The sequence below is a fragment of the Dyadobacter jiangsuensis genome (assembly GCF_003014695.1).
Classification (GTDB): domain Bacteria; phylum Bacteroidota; class Bacteroidia; order Cytophagales; family Spirosomataceae; genus Dyadobacter; species Dyadobacter jiangsuensis.
Window position 1 is genome coordinate 345,679 of record NZ_PYAS01000002.1, and the last position, 20,145, is coordinate 365,823.

The 20,145-nt window shown below is 51.5% G+C and carries 11 protein-coding genes; 2 read left to right on the plus strand and 9 right to left on the minus strand.

All coding sequences use genetic code 11. From position 1 onward, the window contains the following. Positions 1–6: 6 nt before the first annotated feature. From CLV60_RS04720 to CLV60_RS04765, 9 genes are all read right to left on the minus strand, one after another. Positions 7–3,783, minus strand: coding sequence for a hydantoinase B/oxoprolinase family protein (locus tag CLV60_RS04720; RefSeq protein WP_106594235.1), 3,777 nt, complete (start codon positions 3,781–3,783; stop codon positions 7–9). 116 nt (positions 3,784–3,899) lie between these two features. Beyond that, entirely contained in the window at positions 3,900–4,772 is an 873-nt protein-coding gene (locus CLV60_RS04725; RefSeq protein WP_106594236.1) for an AraC family transcriptional regulator, read from the minus strand. 323 nt (positions 4,773–5,095) lie between these two features. Next, the gene (locus tag CLV60_RS04730; protein ID WP_106594237.1) at positions 5,096–6,079 is read right to left on the minus strand and encodes an arabinan endo-1,5-alpha-L-arabinosidase; all 984 of its coding nucleotides are present in this window, start codon (positions 6,077–6,079) and stop codon (positions 5,096–5,098) included. Next, entirely contained in the window at positions 6,079–6,768 is a 690-nt protein-coding gene (locus CLV60_RS04735) for a DUF3823 domain-containing protein (RefSeq protein ID WP_106594238.1), read from the minus strand. The genes CLV60_RS04730 and CLV60_RS04735 overlap by 1 nt, the downstream gene beginning before the upstream one ends. A 12-nt stretch (positions 6,769–6,780) precedes the next feature. After that, a complete protein-coding gene (locus CLV60_RS04740) occupies positions 6,781–8,628 on the minus strand; it encodes a RagB/SusD family nutrient uptake outer membrane protein (protein WP_106594239.1) in 1,848 nt (615 codons plus the stop codon). A gap of 9 nt (positions 8,629–8,637) precedes the next feature. Beyond that, positions 8,638–11,829 carry a SusC/RagA family TonB-linked outer membrane protein gene (locus CLV60_RS04745; protein ID WP_106594240.1) on the minus strand — a complete coding sequence of 1,064 codons (3,192 nt, stop codon included), beginning with the start codon at positions 11,827–11,829 and terminating at the stop codon, positions 8,638–8,640. 278 nt (positions 11,830–12,107) lie between these two features. After that, a complete protein-coding gene (locus CLV60_RS04750) occupies positions 12,108–15,854 on the minus strand; it encodes a PVC-type heme-binding CxxCH protein (RefSeq protein WP_106594241.1) in 3,747 nt (1,248 codons plus the stop codon). A 46-nt stretch (positions 15,855–15,900) separates the two neighbouring features. Then, on the minus strand, positions 15,901–16,374 hold the full coding sequence (tnpA, locus tag CLV60_RS04755; protein WP_106594242.1) for an IS200/IS605 family transposase: 474 nt from the start codon (positions 16,372–16,374) through the stop codon (positions 15,901–15,903). Between the two features lie 385 nt (positions 16,375–16,759). Further along, on the minus strand, positions 16,760–17,884 hold the full coding sequence (locus CLV60_RS04765; RefSeq protein WP_106594244.1) for a Gfo/Idh/MocA family protein: 1,125 nt from the start codon (positions 17,882–17,884) through the stop codon (positions 16,760–16,762). Positions 17,885–18,186: 302 nt separating this feature from the next. Between CLV60_RS04765 and CLV60_RS04770 the strand changes: the two genes are divergently transcribed. Beyond that, positions 18,187–18,738 (plus strand): GNAT family N-acetyltransferase, encoded by a 552-nt coding sequence (locus CLV60_RS04770; protein ID WP_106594245.1) that lies wholly within the window; start codon positions 18,187–18,189, stop codon positions 18,736–18,738. A 27-nt stretch (positions 18,739–18,765) separates the two neighbouring features. After that, positions 18,766–20,037, plus strand: a complete 1,272-nt coding sequence (locus CLV60_RS04775; protein WP_106594246.1) for an acyltransferase family protein — start codon at positions 18,766–18,768, stop codon at positions 20,035–20,037. Positions 20,038–20,145: the final 108 nt, after the last annotated feature.

Genomic DNA, 20,145 nt, shown 5'->3' on the forward strand with positions numbered 1-20,145 from the left:
CACGAATTAAGCACCATAACCCCCGCCCCCTGGAGTTTCAATAGTCAAAACATCTCCCGCATTCACTTTCAGACTACAAATTCCGGGTAATTCATTAATTGAACCATTTGATAGCAACGTATGCCGCCCGCAAGTGCCATCGTTGCCTCCTGCCAATCCATAAGGCGCATGCCGCCGGTGCTGGCCAAGCAGCGTAACCTGCAACGAGTTCAGAAATTCCAGTTTGCGCACGATACCATCTCCGCCCCGCCAGCGCCCCGCTCCACCCGAACCATGGCGAATGCCGAATTCCAGCAATCGCACCGGATACTTCCGTTCCAATTGCTCGGGATCGGTAATGCGGGTATTGGTCATGTGCTGATGCACCGCCGAGCGACCATTAAAGCCGTTGCCGGCACCCACGCCGCCACCGATGGTTTCGTAATAACCGAATTGATCATTACCGAATAGGAAGTTGTTCATCGTCCCCTGGCTGCAAGCGGCCAGGCCAAATGCTTTCAGTAACGTATCAACCAATCGCTGGCTTACCTCCGTGTTCCCGCCGACTACCGCAGGACATTGCCAGGGATCGTCGGAGAATTGGGGATGCAGGAAACTGTTTGCAGGGAGTTTGATTTCCACGTCTTGCATCAAGCCGTCATTCAAAGGAATCTCCTTGTTGACCAAAAGTCTCAAAACGTACAGAATGGCGCTGTATAAAATGGAAATATTGGCATTGAGGTTATTCGGATGCACGCCCGAAGTGCCGGTGAAGTCGAAAATCTGCTTATTATCGGTTATGCTGATTTTTACGGCTATCCGATGATTGTTATCCAAAAGCTCGGAAGCCTCAAAAACCTGTCCTTGCAAGGGCTCCAATGCATTCCCAAGCTGCAAAACGGCGGTTTGTTTCAGCATTCCCATGTATTTCCGGACGGTTTCCAGTCCATGGTTTTCCACCAGTTTCAATAGCTGGGAACTGCCTTTTTTCAATGCAGACAATGCCGCAATAATGTCGGCCTCGTTGGAAAGAAACGACCGGGTGGGGTAGGGGCCGCCCGTAAATAATTCCCGCAATGCCTCCCATTGGAATTCGCCCGCCTTTACCAGGTATTGCGGCACAATTACAACGCCCTCTTCCGCCAGGCAAACGGCGTCCGGCGGCATCGAGCCCGGTGTTTTACCACCCACTTCGGCATGGTGCGCGCGGTTGATCACATAGCCTGCACAAGTTTGATCCTCCGTAAATACCCCGGCGATCAACGTAATATCCGGCAAATGCGACCCGCCGTATTGCGGATGGTTGGTAATCACCACATCACCAGGGCCGATTGCGATGGCCTCGCGCACGAGGCGCCCGCATATACCCATGCTGCCCAGGTGTACGGGAATGTGCTGCGCGTTCACAAGGAGCTCGCCGTCGGCGTCGAGCAATGCGCAGGAGAAATCGAGGCGTTCTTTGACATTGACTGAAAACGCCGTGCGCTGCAACTGGACGCCCATTTCGTCGGCAATGGCCTTAAAACGGTTCGTGAAAAGCTGCAATGCTACTTCCTCGCTTTGGGTTTCGGTGCGCGTTTGTGTAGTCTCCGTTTTCCACGCAATGGCATCCAGGCCTTGCTGAACCACCAGTTTCCAGCCTTTCGGCAAATAGGTTGTGGAGGTATTATTGAGCAGTATGGAAGGCCCTTCCAGCTGGTCGCCAGGATGGAGGTTGTCCCATTCGAAAACGGCTGTTTCAGGTAGGTTTATATCATGTAAAAATGGCTTAATGATACTGGTAGGAGGCATTTTTTGCCCATTTTCGATCAGCCGTAATGGAGCGATTCCGGGGCTGCGCTCCTGCATTTTGAGTTTGATACTTTCCAGTTCCACCACTGCATTGGCAGGATAATAACCGAATTGTCCACGATAGGTTTCCTCAAAGACAGCAAGCGTAGTGTCACCGGAATAGGCTATTTCAACCGTGTTCTCCTGACCGGAAAGGCGCAAGTAAACATGGCAGAATACGGTTTCAAAAGCGTCAATACCTTGATTTCTGAGCATTTCGGTTGCCCGCTTTTCTAAAACATCCTGCCACTCAAAGATGCTTTTTTCAGCTTCGGTCCAGGGCAGTAGAATCTGCTTTGAAACAATCGTGCTGATCAGCGCCTCGCCAATGCCCGCTGCGCTGAAAAGTCCGCCGTCATAGGGTAGTAGTACCGTACTCATATCCAGCAATTCGGCCAGCTGGCACGCGTGCAAGCCTCCCGCGCCGCCGAAGGTTACCAGTGCAAACGCGTTGGGATTAATCCCTTTTTCCACGGAGATTTTACGAATGGCATCGGCCATTTTTTCATTGGCGATGCTTTCGAGACCGGTCAGGATTTCCTGGTGGCTGAGCTGGTTGGCGGTTTCGGTTTGAATGCGGGTACGAAGTTCTTCCAGCCTGGCAATGGCTGCTCCTGCATGGATAGGAATGCTGAATTTCGATGTTTCCAGCTTGCCGAGCAGCAGGTTGATATCTGTAACGGTCAATGGCCCGCCGGCACCATAGCAGGCAGGGCCGGGCGAGGCACCAGCGCTTTCCGGACCTACTTGCAGTGAAAAGCCATCAAACCAGCACACAGAACCGCCGCCCGCCGCTACGGTTTCGATAGCCAGGGTAGGGTTATGGAATTCGATACCGTCAATCTCGGTAATGTATTTCAGCTCCGGCTGGCCGTCGATCAGCGCGGTATCCGTGCTGGTACCGCCCATATCGAAGGTTATCGCTTTTGTGAAACCCAGTTTTTGGGCAAAATTGGTGGCTGCCACCATTCCGCCGGCCGGGCCGCTCAGGAGGCTGTCTTTCGCACGAAAACCACCCACTTCGGAAAGGCTGCCGGTGCTGGTCATCACTTGCAGGCTGCCGCTGTGGAGCGCGCCGTTGTTTAGTACCCCACGGATATTAGTCAGGTATTGGTCAAGAATGGGATCGAGGTAGGCATTCACCACGGCGGTTTGGGTTCTTCGCAAATAGTGCGAAAACGGAAACAGATCAGACGACGCGGAGACGTATTTTGCCCCATTGTTCCGGAACCAGCTGCCAAGCTGTGATTCATGTTCCGGATTTTGGTAAGAATGCAATAGAGAAAGGGCAACTGACTTATAATCAGTAAGTCCGTGCGTCGATTTGAAATCAGTCAAATCCAGCGCTTCAATCACATTTCCGTCGGCGTCCAGCCGCTCATCGACTTCCAGCACTTCGCTGTAAAGTAATTTGGGTTCGGGAATATCAAGCTGAAAGAGCGACGGACGCTGCTGATTGCCGATGTAGAGCAGATCTTTAAAGCCCTTTGTCACAACCAGCAGTGTTTTTGCACCTTTCCTTTCGAGCAATGCATTGGTGCCCCTGGTGGTGCCCAGCCGCATGGCAATGGGCGGAAGCGGTTGATCGAGCGGTGTTTGGGTAAGCAGCCGCGCGGCCAGAATGGGAGCTTCTTCGCCGGTCGTTATTTCAAAATCGACGGGTCGGTCGAAAGCAAGATCGTTGGTTAATGTAATGGTGTGCCGCTGCCGGTCGATGCTTGCAATACGGTTATGCGTTTCGCTTCCGTGCAGTTTGAATGTATAGTTTCTGAAAAGGTCGCCGTCGTAGGGCCAGGAGGCTTCGAAACGGAAAGTATTGGGGCTCAATTTATCCGTAATGCGGCCGCGAAGGCAGCTGGAACTAAGTACTTTGATGCGCGTCTTGCTTGCGGCGGGATCAATAGCGAGGCAATCGGTAAAAGTCCCGCCTGTATCGATCCAGATTTGCCAGACGGTTTCGGATGTGGTTTTCAAAAGAACGGTTTATGAGAATAGGTAATCAGTTCCCAATTTAGTCAATTCGTGGCATCCTGACTACTCTTGACTACTTCCTGACTATTCTTGACAATTTCTGACAACCGCATGACGCCCTAAATATCCCTGAAACCCTTCTGGTATTCTCCGGGGGACATGCCGGTCGTCTTTTTGAATACCCGGTTGAAATTCGTCACGTGGTCGAAGCCGGTCTGGTAGCAGATATCCGAAAAGCTGTCGAACTTACCTGAAAGAATAATTTTGCAAGCCTCATTGATGCGTACCTCGTTCAGAAAGCTGACGAAGGTCTTGTCGGTATGTTTCTTGAAGTACCGGCAGAATGCCTGAGGTGTGAGGTTGGCTATTTCGGAGATTTCGGCGAGGGAAATGTGCCGTTTGTAGTTGGTGACGAGGTATTGGAAAATGCGGTCCATGCGGATACCCTCGACTTCGGAAATGACTTGTTCGCTATTGCTCGTCGCGAGCGGTTTCAGGTCGCGGGTGGTGGAAAACTGGTAGAGGAGCTTGATAAATGCCGCTACCCGCTGGCTTTCTTTATGGTGAATGATCTCCGAAATGATCTTCTGCACCGCTTCCCGCGCCTCTTCCGGTATTTGAAAACCATTATGCACGCCGTTTACAAATTTCCGGATGTTGACCATTTCCGGCAGGCTCAGGATATTTTGGGATAAATAATTGGGATCGAAGAAGATGGAAACGGAGTGAATCTGCCTGGGCTCGTCGGGATTGAAGTAGGACTCGTCGTTCTTGAAAATGTGTGATTGGTTGGCCCCGATGATGTAAATGTCGCCCGATTCGAACCGCTGCATGTAATTCCCCGCGACCAGGATTCCCGAACCTTCCACCACCCATTCGATCTGTACTTCGCGGTGGCGGTGCAAATGCGGGTAGTAGTGCGGCAGCTTTTCCTCCTGAACAACAATTGTACTTTCGCGGGAAACGGGTATGGTGAATTGTACGACTTTCATAATATTAAATATACGCAGGAAGGTTGGTTAATGCTTCATGCCGGGTAATGTTTTCATTGATCTTTTGTATTTTTCAGGTATCATCACCGTGAGCGTAATGCGTACGCCGACGTTCTATTTGTTGTTACATGCCTACGGCATTCAATCGTCGTGCCCATGCATCGTTTGCTACCAATGTTTCATGCCTGACGGCATTTTGGCGGAAGGCATGAACGTATGGACTACCCATGTTTTGTGCTGTCGAATCCAAATCGCGTAGCGATGTAATATTGGTAGCAACGAAATCGCCTCCCCGGTGCCAAAATCCCGTTAGGGATGTAACATCAATGCAAACGCAACACAGGCCAATCATCTTTCCAATCCAACTGTTCCACACGCAACTTCGATCGCCCATTGTCTTTCGCATTATACCCGTGGAATACCAGGTAGTCGACACCGTCAAACGTGCAAACTGCATTGTGCCCCACGCCATGCCACTCGTCGTTGCCTTCGAGAAGCAATGTCCCGCCGCCTTGCATCATTGGGACACCACTACGGTCAACGTATGGGCCTGTTAATGATTTAGAACGGCCTATGCGCATTTTGTAGGTACTTTTTGCACCCCGGCAACAATAATCATAGGAGGCAAAGAGGTAGAAATAATCAAACTTTTTGAAAATAAATGGCGCCTCGATGGCCCCGCTACCAGCCGTGGAATCGCCGCCGGGCCTCGTGCGCGGTACGCTCGCGAGGGTAAACCAGGTTTGTGGCTGCGCAACGCTGCGGGCGTCTGCATCGAGTTTGACCAACTTAATACCATTCCAAAATGACCCAAATGCAAGCCAGGGCCGCTTTTGCTCATCGACGATCAGGTTAGGATCGATGGCGTTCCATTCATCACGGCCGGGAACGGATTCGATTACCTGACCATGGTCGGTCCATCGGTAATCGGCGCTGGCGGGGTTTAAGGTTTTGTTGGTGGCAACACCAATGCTCGAACGGTTTTTGCCAAATGTTGAAATTGAATAATAGAGGTAATACATGCCATTGTAGTACGAAATATCCGGAGCCCAGATGTGTCCTTTAAAACCCGGTACCGCTTTCACTGCCCATTCAGGCGGTGCATTGAATACCGGTTTCTCCTTCTTCCAATTCTGCATATCCTTCGATGACCACATGCTGATACCCCTGCCTGTCGCGAAGACATAGTAAACCCCGTCCTGCCGGATTATCACCGGATCGTGAACAGGGATATTCGTTTGCAATGAATCCTGGGCGCGACCAATCTGCGCGCCCAGGATGAGTAGTAAGAAAATGAATGGCCTCATTATTTCAGCATAATCTTCTGCGGCATGCCGAAAAGCATCTCGCCGACACCGGAAGTTTTCACACCTATACGCGCATAAATGTACTCGCGTGATGCAAGGTTAGCCGGAATGTTGGCAGTGAGCGTAATCGGTTTCGACAAGTCGGTGATGTTAGCCGCCACTTCCTGTGCATTACCGACGTTATTGCCGGGGTCGACGATCGTGGTGGTGCCTATGTAAAGGTTCACCCTCTCGAGTGTGCGGCCGGCCGCAACCTGCTGCACATTGAATGTCGCCGAGACCTTGCCTTCGCCTTTGGAATATGCATCATTTTTAATGACGAAATAAGGGTTGACAGGCACATCGATCTCCTTAGAACCGCGCAATTCCACATCGATGGAGTCGGTATTGTCTACCCACGGGCCATTGCCGCGGAGTCTTACGAGTTTGTAATTGCCGTCAAAAAGTGAGGCCGAAAATGTGCCGTCCTGGGCCACCATCACAGGTATTTTGGTGAAAAGCTGGTAGCCGTGCTGCCAAAGTTCGAGCTGGACACCATTGGAGCGTACTCCTACCGGTTGCCCTTCAAAAACTACTTTGCCCTTCAAAACCGATTTCGGCTCGGTGCGGTTATCTTTTTCACATCCCGAAAGGCCGGCCATCAATGCCAGCAGCAGCGCGGGAATGCTTTGTATGATTCTTGATTTCATTGCTTTTTCGGATTAATGGAATGGGTTACGGACAATTTTCGGGTTGTTGTCGATCGCGTTCTGCGGAATGAACGAGTAGTAGTTCGCGATCTGGAAGAACCGCGGGGCACGGAAGCGCGGGGCCACCAGCTTGTCAAACACATACTTGCCGTGAGTAGCATGGCCCGGGCGTACGACGCGGTAGGGGTAGAGCGCGTAAATCATCGCATCGGCATTGGCCGAGTTACCGTTCCACACCTCATGTGCGGTACGCCAGCGCATGAGGTCCCACACGCGGTGGTCTTCGAATGCAAGTTCCACACGACGTTCGTTTTGCAGCTTTTCGAGGTTAATCGTCTTGAGGCTGTTTGCAGGGAAACCGGCACGCTCGCGCAGGGTGTTGGTGTATTTCAATGCGTCGGCGGTTTGCCCGAGTTCAAGGGCGGCTTCGGCCGCATTCAGGTAAATCTCTCCGAGCCGGAACCTTACCCACCACATATCGCTGCGGATACCACGCGTGCTCGACATGGCAGTCTGATCCACGAATTTGCGCAGGTAAAAACCGGTGTTCGAAACCTCCGTTTGCGAGCGTTGCGGACCGGAGGCGCCGGTTAGCAGGCCGCCATCGTCGTAGGTCGAGCCGAGAACGTTGGATTCTACGGTCTTGAATGCATTCGTAGCATTATCCCAAACCTTTACACCGGCCTGAATTTGCACCTCGGTACCCCGGAAGCTGGTGCCGGGATAGATAATCGTCCCGTACAAACGCGCATCCTTGTTCGCGAAAATATCCTGCAACTTGTCGTAATAGACGTAATCGGTATTGCCGGCGTTGCGGTTTTTCAGTTCGCCGGAAGTACCGTCGAGGTATTCGTAATCCTCCACGAGGTTCAGCGACGGGGTGATGGACGACGACGAGAGGTTGTCCTCGCGCACATTCCGGGCGATGTTGTCGTAGGTAAAGCCATGGCGTTTGTCTTTGCTCACCAGGAAGTCCTGTGCCCAGATCACCTCGCGGTTAGCACTCTTTTTAGTGATGGCCTCATAAAAATTCACGCCCTTGTCGGGGTTGGATTTGTAAAGCTCAAAACTGCCGCTATTAATAATCTCGGCCGATGCCGCCAGCGATTTGGCATAATAATCCTTGGCGCGTGCAGCCGGAATACCCACTTCACCACCCGGTGTCGAAATCGGCGAGGCCATCAGGTTATTGTATTTCGCGATGGAAGCGGCATAAAGCATTGCACGGCTTTTGACCGCCAACGCAGTAAACTTCGTCGCGCGGGTATTGCTGGTGCCATTGCCAAGCAAGTCCTTTACCGCATCCAGCTCGGAGGCGATGAAGTCATACACTTCTTCTTCCTTGGCTCGGGCGTTCTGAAGTGGGGATGGGTCGCCGCTGAAATCGTAAATGAGTTGTTTGGTGATCAGCGGCACTCCGCCCATGCGTTTTACGTGCTCGAAATACACATAGGCCCGCAGGAAGCGCAACTCTGCGTTAAACTGGGCCTTCTGCGCATCCGAAAGTTTCACGGCGTGAGTTTCGATGCTTTCCAACGCAAGGTTAATGTCGCGGATCAGGCCATAATCCCATAGTGTCCAGCGGGTAGTCGGGTAGTTGATAATGTTATTGCGCCCGTCGTCGTTGTTGGACCACATGGCTTCGTCGTAGGCCGAAAACTCGGCCCAACCGGTTGTGAGCGATGTGTGCGCGGGCAGGCGATCATAATAATTGGCCAGCAGCCCGGTGATCATTTTCGGATCGTTCCAGACCTGGTCTTCGAGGATGATATTCTGCGGTTTGCGTTCGAGCCAGTCGTTGCAGCCGGCGAAAACGAGCATGGAGGCAGAGACAAATATTTTGAGTGATAGTTTTTTCATAACCGGTTTTTAGAAAGTGAGGTTGAAACCTGCATTGAACAAGCGCTGCTGAGGATACACCAGTGCATTGCCTGATGAAATCTCCGGATCGATCTCGTACTTCTTCACGTTGTCGATCGAGAACAGGTTGGAGGCATTCACGTAAATGCGCAGGGCGGATAGACCCAGTTTTTTCGAGATTTTCTGGTCGAAGGAATAGCCGAGCTCGATATTGCGTAGACGGATGTAACGCACGTTGGTGATCCAGAAATCGCTTCCCCTGAAATTCACGTGGCTGGTATTGTCTTTGCGAATGGCAGGGTAGGTGCCTGGGATCCATTTGCTGTTCGGGTCGAACGGATCTTCGCGGTGCCAACGGTCTTCGAGCATGAAATGCGGCGAGGTACCATTGTTCTGGTAAGGGATCTTCAACTCCCAGTTGCGCTGGAAGCTTTGCAGCGACGCGCCTGCGAAGTCGAAAAACAGAGAGAAGCCTTTGTAAGCCACGCTTCCGTTGAATGCGAAGCTCAGATACGGGTTAGCTCCTTCCGCATAACCGATTGGCCGCATGTCGAGGTTGTTGATAATGCCGTCCCCATTCACATCCTTGTAAATGAAATCGCCGGGCAGGTGCGAGCGGTTGCCTTGGCCGTCGTTGTCGATTTTGTAGCTTTCAATCTCTTCCATCGACTGGAACTGGCCTACCACCTGATAACCCCAGTTGATATTGCCCCAGCGGTCTACAAACGAATCACGGTATTCGTTGAAGGAGTTACCAAAACGGGGTTTATAGAAATCCAGGTCGCGACGGCGCGATAGGGTCGCATTGGCACTCAAAGTATAATCCACTTGTCCTACCGAGCTTTTGTAGGTCAAAACACCTTCCACACCTCGGTGGGTATCGGAGTTCAGGTTCTCATTGGGCAAAGAATAACCTACTTCCGAAGGCAGTAGCACGTCGTAGCGGGCAGCAGGTAACCCCTCCCGTTTTCTTTCGAAAATGTCGAACTGGCCGGTAAGCTTTCCATCCAGCACCCCGAAGTCGAGACCGATGTTGGTGGAAATGTTGGTGATCCATGAAAGTGTCGTGATCGGTAAACCTCTCGGACGGACGCCAATGGTGTAGTTACCATCAAAAATGGCGCTGCCTTGCAGGAAGTTATAGCCCGGCAGATAGCTGAATGGCGCTACTACGAACTCGTTGTTGCTGAGGCGGTCGGCTCCCGTGCGACCATAGGAAGCGCGGAGTTTGAGGTTGCTGAATACATTTTCGAGTTTTCCTTTGAAGAAATTCTCCTCCGAAATGCGCCATCCCGCCGATACGCCCGGGAAGAAACCGTAGCGTTTGCCCGGTGCATACAGGAACGAGCCATCATAGCGGCCCACTGCCTCGATCAGATATTTTTGTTTGTAGTTATAATTAACCCTTCCCACATAACCCGCACGTGCTTCTGTGCTCCATTCATCGATCAGCAAATCCTGGTTCGCGAAAGACATTAGTGGAATATAGTTGTTCGGCGGAACGGTGTGGACGACCAGGTAAGTATTCACATTGTCGGAACGCTCGTAAGCGGCAACGGCCGAAATATCATGGTCGCCGAATGTTTTGGCATAACTCAACTGGAACTGTGCGAACCGGTCGACGATATTGCGTTTCCGGCGTTCGCGCCAGGGGTTCTGGTTACCGCCGCCGGGTACTACATTATAGGTGTCGTTCTTGGCGTCGTAGGTGTAGGCGTCGTAGGTATATTCAAAACCGTCGAAATCGAAGTTGGTGAATGCATACGAGTAAGTTCCTTTTGCTTTCAGGCCGAATTTGAAGTCATATTCGGCATAGAAGTTGCCCTTAACATTCCGCCAGACCTCGTCGATATAGCCGGTCACGTCCTTTTTGTAGGTCGCCGGGTTTACGTTCACATTGTGGGTCTGGTTGATGTATTTCGGATTGTCGTTGGCATAGGGACGCTCCGTGGGCCACATGGTGAAAATACTGAGGAACGGGTTGAAATAGTCGTCCAAACCCGGTACGCCCACTTGGAAGCGGTCTTCAATGCGGCCGCTGATCTGCGTTCCCACTTTCAAACCTTTGGTTAGGCTTGCTTCGATATTAGCCTGGATGTTGGTCCGTTTGAAGTTATAGTCGCGGATCAATGCATCCTGGTTCAGGTGGCTGATCGACAGGAAGTAGTTCATCTTGTCGCTGCCGCCTTGTACACTCGCGTTACCAAAGTATTGGGGCACATTCGGGCGCATCACCATGTCGTAGTAATCGAAGCTCTGGTAACCTTTTTCAGTACCGACGCGCCATTTTTCCAGTTCAGCAGGGGTAATGGACGGCGTGCGACCCTGGTTCACATCCGATTCCACGAGCCCACGCATGTGCTGGTACGCATTGGCGGGCTTGGGGTAGCGCGTGAAGTTTTGCAAACCATAGTAACCCGACAGGCTGATCTTTGTCCCGTCGCCTGCCTTACCTCTTTTGGTTGTGACCAAAACGACCCCGTTCGCTGCCCGCAGACCGTAAATGGCGGCCGAAGCGTCTTTCAGGATCGAAATGCTTTCAATATCGTTTTGTCCAAGGTTGTTGAAGGAGCCCGCGTCGGAAGGCACGCCATCGATTACAAACAGCGGCGTACCCATATTCCGGATTTGAATGGTGGTAGCGGCACCGGGGCGGGCATCGGCCTTACGGGCGGTAATCCCCTGCACGCGGCCTACCAGTGCATCCGAGGTCCCGATGGCGGGGGTGCGGATCAGGTCTTTGGCCTGCACGCTGCTCACCGCGCCGGTAAGCGTGGCCTGGGATTGCGTTCCGTAACCCACGACGACCACTTCCGTGAGCTCTTCGCTGCTGGGTAGCAATGTTACCTGAATGTTCGACTGGTTGCCGATCGCGACTTCCTGCGAGGTGTAGCCGATGAACGAGAAGGAGAGCGTGGTAGCATTGTCGGCTGCATTCAGCGAAAAAGTACCGTCGGCGCCGGTAATGCTTCCGGTGGTGGTGCCTTTCACGACCACGCTTACACCGGGAAGCGGGCTGTTCTTTTCGTCGACCACCTTTCCGGTGATCGTTTTGTCGACCAGTTTCCGGTAAGTAACGGCGGGTTCGAAGCGTAATTTTTCCGCCCAAACCTCCTGGGGCGACAAGCATCCTGCTGCCAAAAGGGCAAAAAGAGGCCTGCGAAGCCCCAGGAAGGGGTTTCGTCTGTTTTGGTTGTTCATTGTTAACCTGGGTTAGATGTGAGTAGTTGTTACAGCATTGTGGTTTTGTTAACCTTTTTGATTATTTATTAATAAAAATTATTGAATAAATACTATTTAAAAAATGGCAAAAAAATAGCCCTCCGGCGGGTTTTGACAACCCGTCGCACGTTTGATGTTTCAAAATCAACCATCCAGATTCGCAGAAGGCACTTTAAATGCCCTGCGAATCTGAACGTTGATAACTATACGCTAAACTTGAATGAGTTTTGAAGCCATAGGCAAAACGCAGTTTAGAATTATAACCCTTTGTCCTTTACAACTTTCATGACCCCGGTCATCAGGCGCCAGTGGCCAGGGAACGTACATACATACGGATAGTCTCCAACCTGATCCGGTACTACAAATTTCAAGCGGTAAGTCTGGCCGGGGTTTACGAGCGGTGTCGCAGCCAAAACCTGAGGGATATTAGGTACATAATTCTTCTCTGCGCCGTCTTTGGCGGTGATCATCTTGTCGGCAGCAGCGCCGATGATCTCGGTAGACTTGGGACGTCCTACCACAATGTTATGCTGCATCGCATCCGGGTTCTCGAACACGATTTCAACAGTTTTGCCTGCCACCGCAGTGAATTCGGTGATGGTGAATTTCATTTCTTCACGAATAGCCTTAATCGTCACGACTTGTACGTTCGGATCAGTTGCCACTTCCTCTTTAATGCCGTAAGATTCCAGCAAAGTAGTGTAACGGCTGCTCAGGTCGTCGGGGATCGTGCTTTTAACACTTGCCAGCAGTTTTTTGCCTTCGTCGTTGGTGTCTTCCTTGCGTTTCGGGTTCCATGCGCCGAGGATACCTTTGATGATCGCATTGCGGCCCTGCGGATCGAGTGATTGCGAGGTCTGAATGAGTTTCAACACATCGTCACCGCTTGCGTAAGATGAATAGCCGCGTACGGTACGTTCCAGCGCGAAGTCGGAAAGGCGGTCGAGGCGACGTACTTCGAACGACTTGCTCATCGTGTTGTTTTTGTTCTCGTCTTTTTCAGGAACCACATTGTCCACGTCCACGGTCGCCGTTACATTCACTTTACCGGCTTCGTCGGAAGTGAAACCGAATGCGGTTTTCCATGGGCCATTGTTACCTTCCACGAGCTTCACCGTTTCGCCCGGCGCGATGCCGTTGGTCAGCTGGCGGCTGATGTAGTTGGTGTTCAAAGAACGGCTGCGGATACCCACATTCACCGTTGGCACCTGCTCTTTGGTAACAGGCACACTACCGATATTGGTAATCTCGATCACCACGCGGGCATACTCACGTACGTATGGCGTTTTCGGCTCGATGGTAATGTTGGTTACGGCAAGGTCAGCAGTGCCTTGTACGGTCACCTTGCTTGCGCCGTGACCTTCGTGGTTCATTGCCGAGTGATCTGCGTGGCTGGCAGCGGCTGTTTGCTGGGTAGCCCCCGCTGAACCAGCTTTCGCAACACGTTGAGCAATGTATTTTGTGCGCAAAGCTCCGTCATGCGAGTTCAGAATTGCGGCAAAAGCATCCGGCATCCAGCGGTCTTCCGCATTGGAATAGGTATCCAGCAATGCCAGTACGGCTGTTTCGATCTGCGGGGTCAATGGGATCTCGGAGAATGCCAGGAGTGTGTTCAGCACTACCAATGGCTCTTTGTCATGCAATGCATCGGCGGTCAGCAATGCTTCGCCGCTCGCTGCGGTGCGTGGAAGCACTTTTACAGCCGTTTTGCGTACATCGTTGGATGGGTTCTTCAATGCTTCTACCACTACCGGCAGTACCTGCGGGTCGGCGATCGCATTCAAGCCTTCCAGCGTCCACAATGCGTGGATTGTAGCGGTATTCAGACCGATTTCATCGACGGATTTGTCTTTAACCAGTTCAACCAGCTTCGATACCACATCTTTGTTGCCGCGTTCCACCAAAAGGCGTTGCGCGTGCTGGCGCCAGAACATATTGCTGTTTTTCAAAGTCGCAACGAGCTCTTCCGGACGTGATTTGCTCAAAGCAATCGGCGTGTATTTTGGCGCATTCTTCCAACCGATGCGGTAGAGGCGGCCGTGGGTGAAATCGCGCAGCGGCGTTTCGTAGGCATTACCTTTTCCGTTTTCGGAGCCTTTCGGAGTCGGGTTGTGCTGGATGATGTAGCTGTACCAGTCGGCTACCCAAACTGCGCCATCCGGACCTACTTCGGCGAATACGGGTGCAACCCATTCGTCGGCACCTGCGAGCAGGTTGAAGCCGAGTTGATCCTCGTAGTCGGTTCCTTTTTTCACCATCACGTTCTGGTGCAGAATGTGGCCGGTAGGCTCGGAAACGAATGCAACTTTATTCCAGTATTGTTTCGGATACGCGCGGGCGGTGTAGAAGTTGTGACCGGCTGCTGCGGTAAATCCACCGAAAACGTCAACCTGGCGAACTTTCGGCGTGATAGGCTGCATATCCTTGTGGGTATCCGTGCTTCGGCTGCCGTTATCGACTTTGCTGGCGCCGAAATAGCGGTTAGGAATGGCGCTGTACCAGCCGTGCGAGTTGTTGGCCGTAGAACCGAACAAGTCACCAGCCTCGTTGAAGCCCAATCCCCAGGTATTGTTGGAGGTTTTAGCTACAATTTCCATATCCGAGCCATCCGGTTTGAAGCGGAACAATGCCTGGCCGAAATCGAGCTGATCGCTGTTGCCTACCTTGCCTTTGAAGCCGGAGTAACCTACCGAGCCGTAAACCCAGTTGTCGAAGCCGTAATGCAGGTTGGAAGGTCCCGCGTGGGTATCGCCTGTACCAAAGCCCGAGAAGAGGATTTTCTTCACATCAGCTTTGTCATCGCCATTGGTGTCTTGCAAAAACAGCATGTGCGGAGCTTGCGAAACCACCAGACCGCCGTTGGCGAATGCCATACCGGTAGGAATGCTCAGATCGTCGGCGAACTTGGTGAACTTGTCGGCTTTGCCGTCGTTGTTGGTATCCTCGCAGATGAGGATGTAGTCGCTACCGCCTGTGTCTTTGCGCTCGTTGGGATAATCTTTCGTGATCAATACGTACAATCTGCCGCGCTCGTCCCACGTCATTGCGATCGGGTGCATGACGTCCGGCTCGTGCGCGAAGACGCTCAGGGTAAAGTCAACCGGGATTTGAATGTGTTTCACCGATTCTTCCGGTGAAAGCGGCAGCTGCTGCAATTGCGGGCCGGGACGCTGCTCGTAGTTAGGGAGCTTCGCCTCGCGGTATTCGAATGGCTTCGGAGCCAATGCCGCCAATGCTTTGCGGGCATCGTCGTTTACAGCCCAGAGAATACCTTTTTCGATCAGATCCGCAAAGCCTTGCGTGCCCCAGGTACGCTCGTCGTGGCCGTACGCAGTGTAAAAAATACGGCCTTTGCCATGGGTTCTCACCCAGGTGTAAGGCTCTTTCTGCTGTCCGGGACGGTCTTTCTCCTGGTCTTTCTGGATCAGGCGCTCGGTGAGTACGATGTTGTCGGGTTGCAGCAACGTGTGCAGGTAAGTTTCATCCACCGTTTTGAATGGCTTCACGCCTGCGATCGCGGGGTGATCAGGCTTGGTCCATACGGGCTGGATCGTATCCCAGGTATGGCGCCAGAACTGTCCGCCGATCAGCTTCACCACCTCTGCATTATTGCGGAAGCAGTAAGAAGCGCAGTGAACCGGGATAAAGCCTTTTCCGCTGGCCACATAGTCGAGCAGCGACTTCGCCTGTTGCGGCGCGATCGAGTCCCAGTTGGCGTACAGCATCAATGCATCGTACTTGCTGAGCGTTTCGGGGTTCAGGTCGTTGAGGTTATCCGTATAGGTAAAGTTGAAGCCTTTGGGACCCAATGCAGCCATGATTTGCGGAACGCGTTCGGCGGGCTTGTGATGGCCCTTGTCGCCCAGAAACAGGATTTCCAGTCGGCGCGCTTTCGCCTCGCCTTTGGAAGAAGCAGTTTTAACCGACGCGTTCTGGGAGTTTTGCTGAGAGGCACATCCCAGCAGGACAATACCTAAGATAAAGGATAACGCTTTGGTTTTCATTGAGGTTAATTGTTTCTTGTTGTATTTAAAACCTAATTAAAATCCGTTAGCTCCATTCCAGAATTTCCTGGAAATCAAACAGATATTCGTTTTTGTATTCAACTTCAAAGTCTCGCAACATTTGAAGGTATTCTTCGCGGAACGTCTTTTTTCTATGATGTTCCTCCTGATGGGCAATGTACCGGATCACTTTGTCGATGCTGCTGCGGCTGTTAGAAAATGCTCCGTAGCCTTTCTGCCAGCTGAACATCGGCACATTGTGATGCTCTTTGATCCACCTGTTGGAGGATGTTTTGATCTCTTCAACCAGGGCCGGTAGTGGCGTTGACGGATTGTAACCAATCAAAATGTGAATGTGATCGGGCATTCCGTTTATCGCCAAAGGCTTCGATTTATGGCTGAGGATGATTCCTCCGATATAGGCATACAAATCGTTTTTCCACTCTTTTCTGATCAGGCTTTCGCGGCCTCTCACCGAAAAAACAATATGTATGTATAGCTGTGTATAGGTATTTGCCATGATATAATGTGTGTTGTTGTTAGAAATGTGGCGTTCGGTAAAATTTGCGTGCGCCGTATTTTAATCTGCAAATCCTGCGGTTTCCACAAATCCTTCGGGTTCTACAAATCCTTCGGTTTCTACAAATCTTTCGGTTTCTACAAATCTTTCGGTGCTCTGCACCTCGGCACTTGTATTGGTCTGCACCGTTTTTTCAAACCTTTCGGTTTCTACAAATCTTGCGGTGCGCTGCACCTTGGCCAATCATCTATCCCCTCGCAATGGTGCAGAGCACCCAAATAATTGTAGGAAATCCAGACGTCACCCCATTTTTCCCAAGGTGCAGCGCACCGTAAGATTTATGATACCGTTTCATCCGACCGTTTATCCCTCCAAACATTTTTTTCTACACATTCTGAAAATCAGGCAGCTTGATAAGCGCGCCGCCTTGCAATGCCGATTCGTGCGCGAGGATACCTACGCTCGTCCAGTTGGCCGATTGCCATGCATTCGGGAAAGGCTCGCGGTCTTCGATCAATGCGCTGATGAATTCGTGCGCCAAATGCGGGTGCGAGCCGCCATGGCCGCCTCCTTGTACGAACGACAAGTGTGCATTGTCATCCAGATTATAAACGCCGTGACCGGTGAAATGACGGATTTCCTCAGGCAGGTAATGCGCGTAATCGGGCGTCGTTACTTTCTCAGGAATTTCGTGCTCAGGCTTTTTCGCGGTGTGGATCACCGGATCTTCACCTTCGATCAATGGCCATTCAAAAGATTTTTTGCTGCCGTAAACTTCGAAGCTCTCGCGGTACTGGCGCGCCACGTCAAACAAAGAGCGGTATACATAAGCCGACAGGTCGCTGTCTTTGAACTTGATATGCGCCGATTCCACCGCGAATGGCGAGTTATGGATCTTGATCAGGTCTTCGGAGATCGTTCCTGAACCGAAGCATGATACATATTCCGCTTCCAGTTTCAGCAAACCGGCTACCGGGCCAACGCAGTGCGTCGCATAATGCATGGGAGGCAATCCAGGCCAGTAATCAGGCCAGCCTTCCATATCCTGCTGGTGGCTCGCTTTGAGGAACTGAACTTTGCCCAGCTCGCCTTTTTCATACAATTCTTTCACAAACAGGAATTCGCGGGCGTATACCACGGTTTCCATCATCATATATTTCTTGCCCGTTTCGCGGGTTGCTTTCACGATCTCGATGCAATCTTCCACGCTCGTCGCCATGGGTACGGTACACGCCACGTGCTTGCCTGCGCGCAGGGCTTTCAATGTCTGCTCCGCGTGGTTAGGGATAGGGGAGTTGATGTGAACGGCGTCGATGTTGGGATCTTTCAGCAATTCGTCATAGTCGGTATAGCGCACTTCAATGCCGTACTGGTCGCCCACTGCATTCAGTTTCGATTCGGTACGCTGGCAAATCGCGTACATATTGGCATTGGGATGTTGCTGGTAAATGGGGATAAACTCGGCGCCGAAGCCTAATCCGATAATGGCAACATTAATTTTCTTAGACATATTGATTAACAGGTTAATGATTCAGTAGATCAGCAGTTTAGCCTAAAACACGGTTTGTTTCGGTTTCAACTGTCCGCCGGATTGGCCGGTGTTTCAAGATGAGTTGGTGTGGATAGTAATCGACAATACAATTTTAAAGCAAAATAGTGCTAAAAACTTTTCAGGTTTTGATTAGTACTGTGCGTATTTTGATCTATTTTTAGATTAATATCGGTTTTAATGCAAAAAATAGCTAGAAAAAGCGCTTGAAAATGTCGATTTTGCGATAATTGAGCCATATTCTTTACCAAAATTCCCACTTTATGATCCGATCCGCCCGCCCCGAAGATGCCGATGCCGTAGCACCGCTGCTGATCCTCGGCATGGGACATATTGCAGGCATTTTCGCCCGCTCGGACAACCACGCCGATGCGATCCCTTTCTTCCGTGAATTTTTCCTGCATCCGGCCAATCAGTACAGCTATGCCCACACACTGGTTTTTGAAACCGGGGAGGGCATTATCGGTTCCATCAACGGCTATGACGGTGCATTGCTGCATACGTTGCGGCAGCCGGTTCTGGATAAGCTGCGGGAAGCGGACCCGGCTTTCGATCCGAACGATGAAACCGGCCCCGGCGAGTTCTACCTCGATTGTATCAATGTGCACGAGGAGCATCAGGGAAAAGGAATCGGGAGTCAGTTGATTCGCGCCCTGTGCGCACGGGCAGGGGCGCTCGGGCACAAACGCGCCGGGCTGATCGTGGATATGGTAAATCCGGCCGCCCGAAAACTATATGAACGGTTGGGCTTTGAAGTGATCGGCGAGAAGGACTTTATGGGTCACCGTTACTTCCATATGGTACGCGATCTTTGAAATGCATTTATCCTAAACCTTATATCAATGAAACAACGGCTCATTTCCCTGGACGTCCTGCGCGGGCTGACCATGATCCTCATGACCATCGTGAATAACCCGGGCGACTGGGGACACGTGTATCCGCCACTACTCCACGCCGAATGGCACGGTTGTACACCTACGGACCTGGTGTTCCCTACATTTCTGCTGATTGTCGGTGTTTCGATTGTGCTGGCTTCGCCGGTAAAGGTTTTGAACGGGCCTGCTTTACAGCGGATCGTCACCCGCACGCTGCGTATATTTTGCCTCGGATTGTTCTCGGGCTTCTTCGTGCGGATCCATTTGTTCGGGTTGGAAGGGAATGCATTGCTTGCGGCCCGACTGGTCGTGACGGCGGTTGTGGTGGTCGCATTGTTTTCAGATTATGACCGGAAGTGGCAGTTCATTACCGCAGCGGGTATTTTCGTTTTGATGATCGTGCTGGCATTCAGTGGTATCGAACCTTTCAATACCGTGCGGATTCCGGGGGTGTTGCAACGCATCGCCGTGGTGTATCTGGTCGCTTCCCTGTTATACCTGAAAACAGGCTGGCGTACGCAGGCTACGGTGGGGGTAGTGTTGTTGCTGGCTTATTGGGGAATTATGACGCTGATTCCGGTACCCGGCGTGGGAGAGGCTAATCTGGAAAAAGGGACCAATCTGGCTGCCTGGCTCGACAACCTTTTATTACCCGGACATTTGTGGGCATCATCAAAAACCTGGGACCCGGAGGGTATTCTGAGCACGTTGCCGGCGATCGGGACTGGTATTGCGGGATTACTGATTGGTACAATGCTGAAATCGGAGGGTTTGGGCAAAGTTGAGAAGGTTAAATACATGCTGACAGGTGGTTTGGCGGGAATCGCAGTGGGGTGGTTGTGGAATCTGGCGTTTCCTCTGAACAAAGCTTTATGGACGAGCTCATTCGTCTTGTACGCCGGAGGCTGGGCGCTGCTGCTGCTTGCTGTGCTGTATTATATGATTGATGTAAAAGGGCATTCCAAATGGACGACTTTTTTTGTGATTTTCGGCGTGAATCCGATGGTAGTCTTCTTTTTTACAGGAATGATTTTCAGGATCCTGAACGCCGTGAAAGTGCCGAACCCATCCGGCGGATCTGAAAAACTGGATTTTGTGCCCTATTTCTACCAATACCATTTGGTACCGGTTTTCAACGATCCGCGTAATGCGTCGTTGGCACAGGCATTGCTGCTGGTTGCACTTTGGTACGTAATCCTGCTGTTCCTGTATCGAAAAAAGCTCATATTTAAGGTTTGATTAAACGGGTCTTGTTAGTTATCAAACGGTTAGGTTAAGGTTGTAAAATTTATCACTCGGCATCTGCAATTTTTGTCTAAATTGCTTTTTTTATTGTACTGAGCATCC

Coding starts and splice junctions, on each gene's coding strand:
- CLV60_RS04725 (WP_106594236.1), bottom strand. CDS start 4,772: ATGAAAGTCGTACAATTCACCATACCCGTTTCCCGCGAAAGTACAATT.
- CLV60_RS04730 (WP_106594237.1), bottom strand. CDS start 6,079: ATGAGGCCATTCATTTTCTTACTACTCATCCTGGGCGCGCAGATTGGT.
- CLV60_RS04735 (WP_106594238.1), bottom strand. CDS start 6,768: ATGAAATCAAGAATCATACAAAGCATTCCCGCGCTGCTGCTGGCATTG.
- CLV60_RS04740 (WP_106594239.1), bottom strand. CDS start 8,628: ATGAAAAAACTATCACTCAAAATATTTGTCTCTGCCTCCATGCTCGTT.
- CLV60_RS04745 (WP_106594240.1), bottom strand. CDS start 11,829: ATGAACAACCAAAACAGACGAAACCCCTTCCTGGGGCTTCGCAGGCCT.
- CLV60_RS04750 (WP_106594241.1), bottom strand. CDS start 15,854: ATGAAAACCAAAGCGTTATCCTTTATCTTAGGTATTGTCCTGCTGGGA.
- tnpA (WP_106594242.1), bottom strand. CDS start 16,374: ATGGCAAATACCTATACACAGCTATACATACATATTGTTTTTTCGGTG.
- CLV60_RS04765 (WP_106594244.1), bottom strand. CDS start 17,884: ATGTCTAAGAAAATTAATGTTGCCATTATCGGATTAGGCTTCGGCGCC.
- CLV60_RS04770 (WP_106594245.1), top strand. CDS start 18,187: ATGATCCGATCCGCCCGCCCCGAAGATGCCGATGCCGTAGCACCGCTG.
- CLV60_RS04775 (WP_106594246.1), top strand. CDS start 18,766: ATGAAACAACGGCTCATTTCCCTGGACGTCCTGCGCGGGCTGACCATG.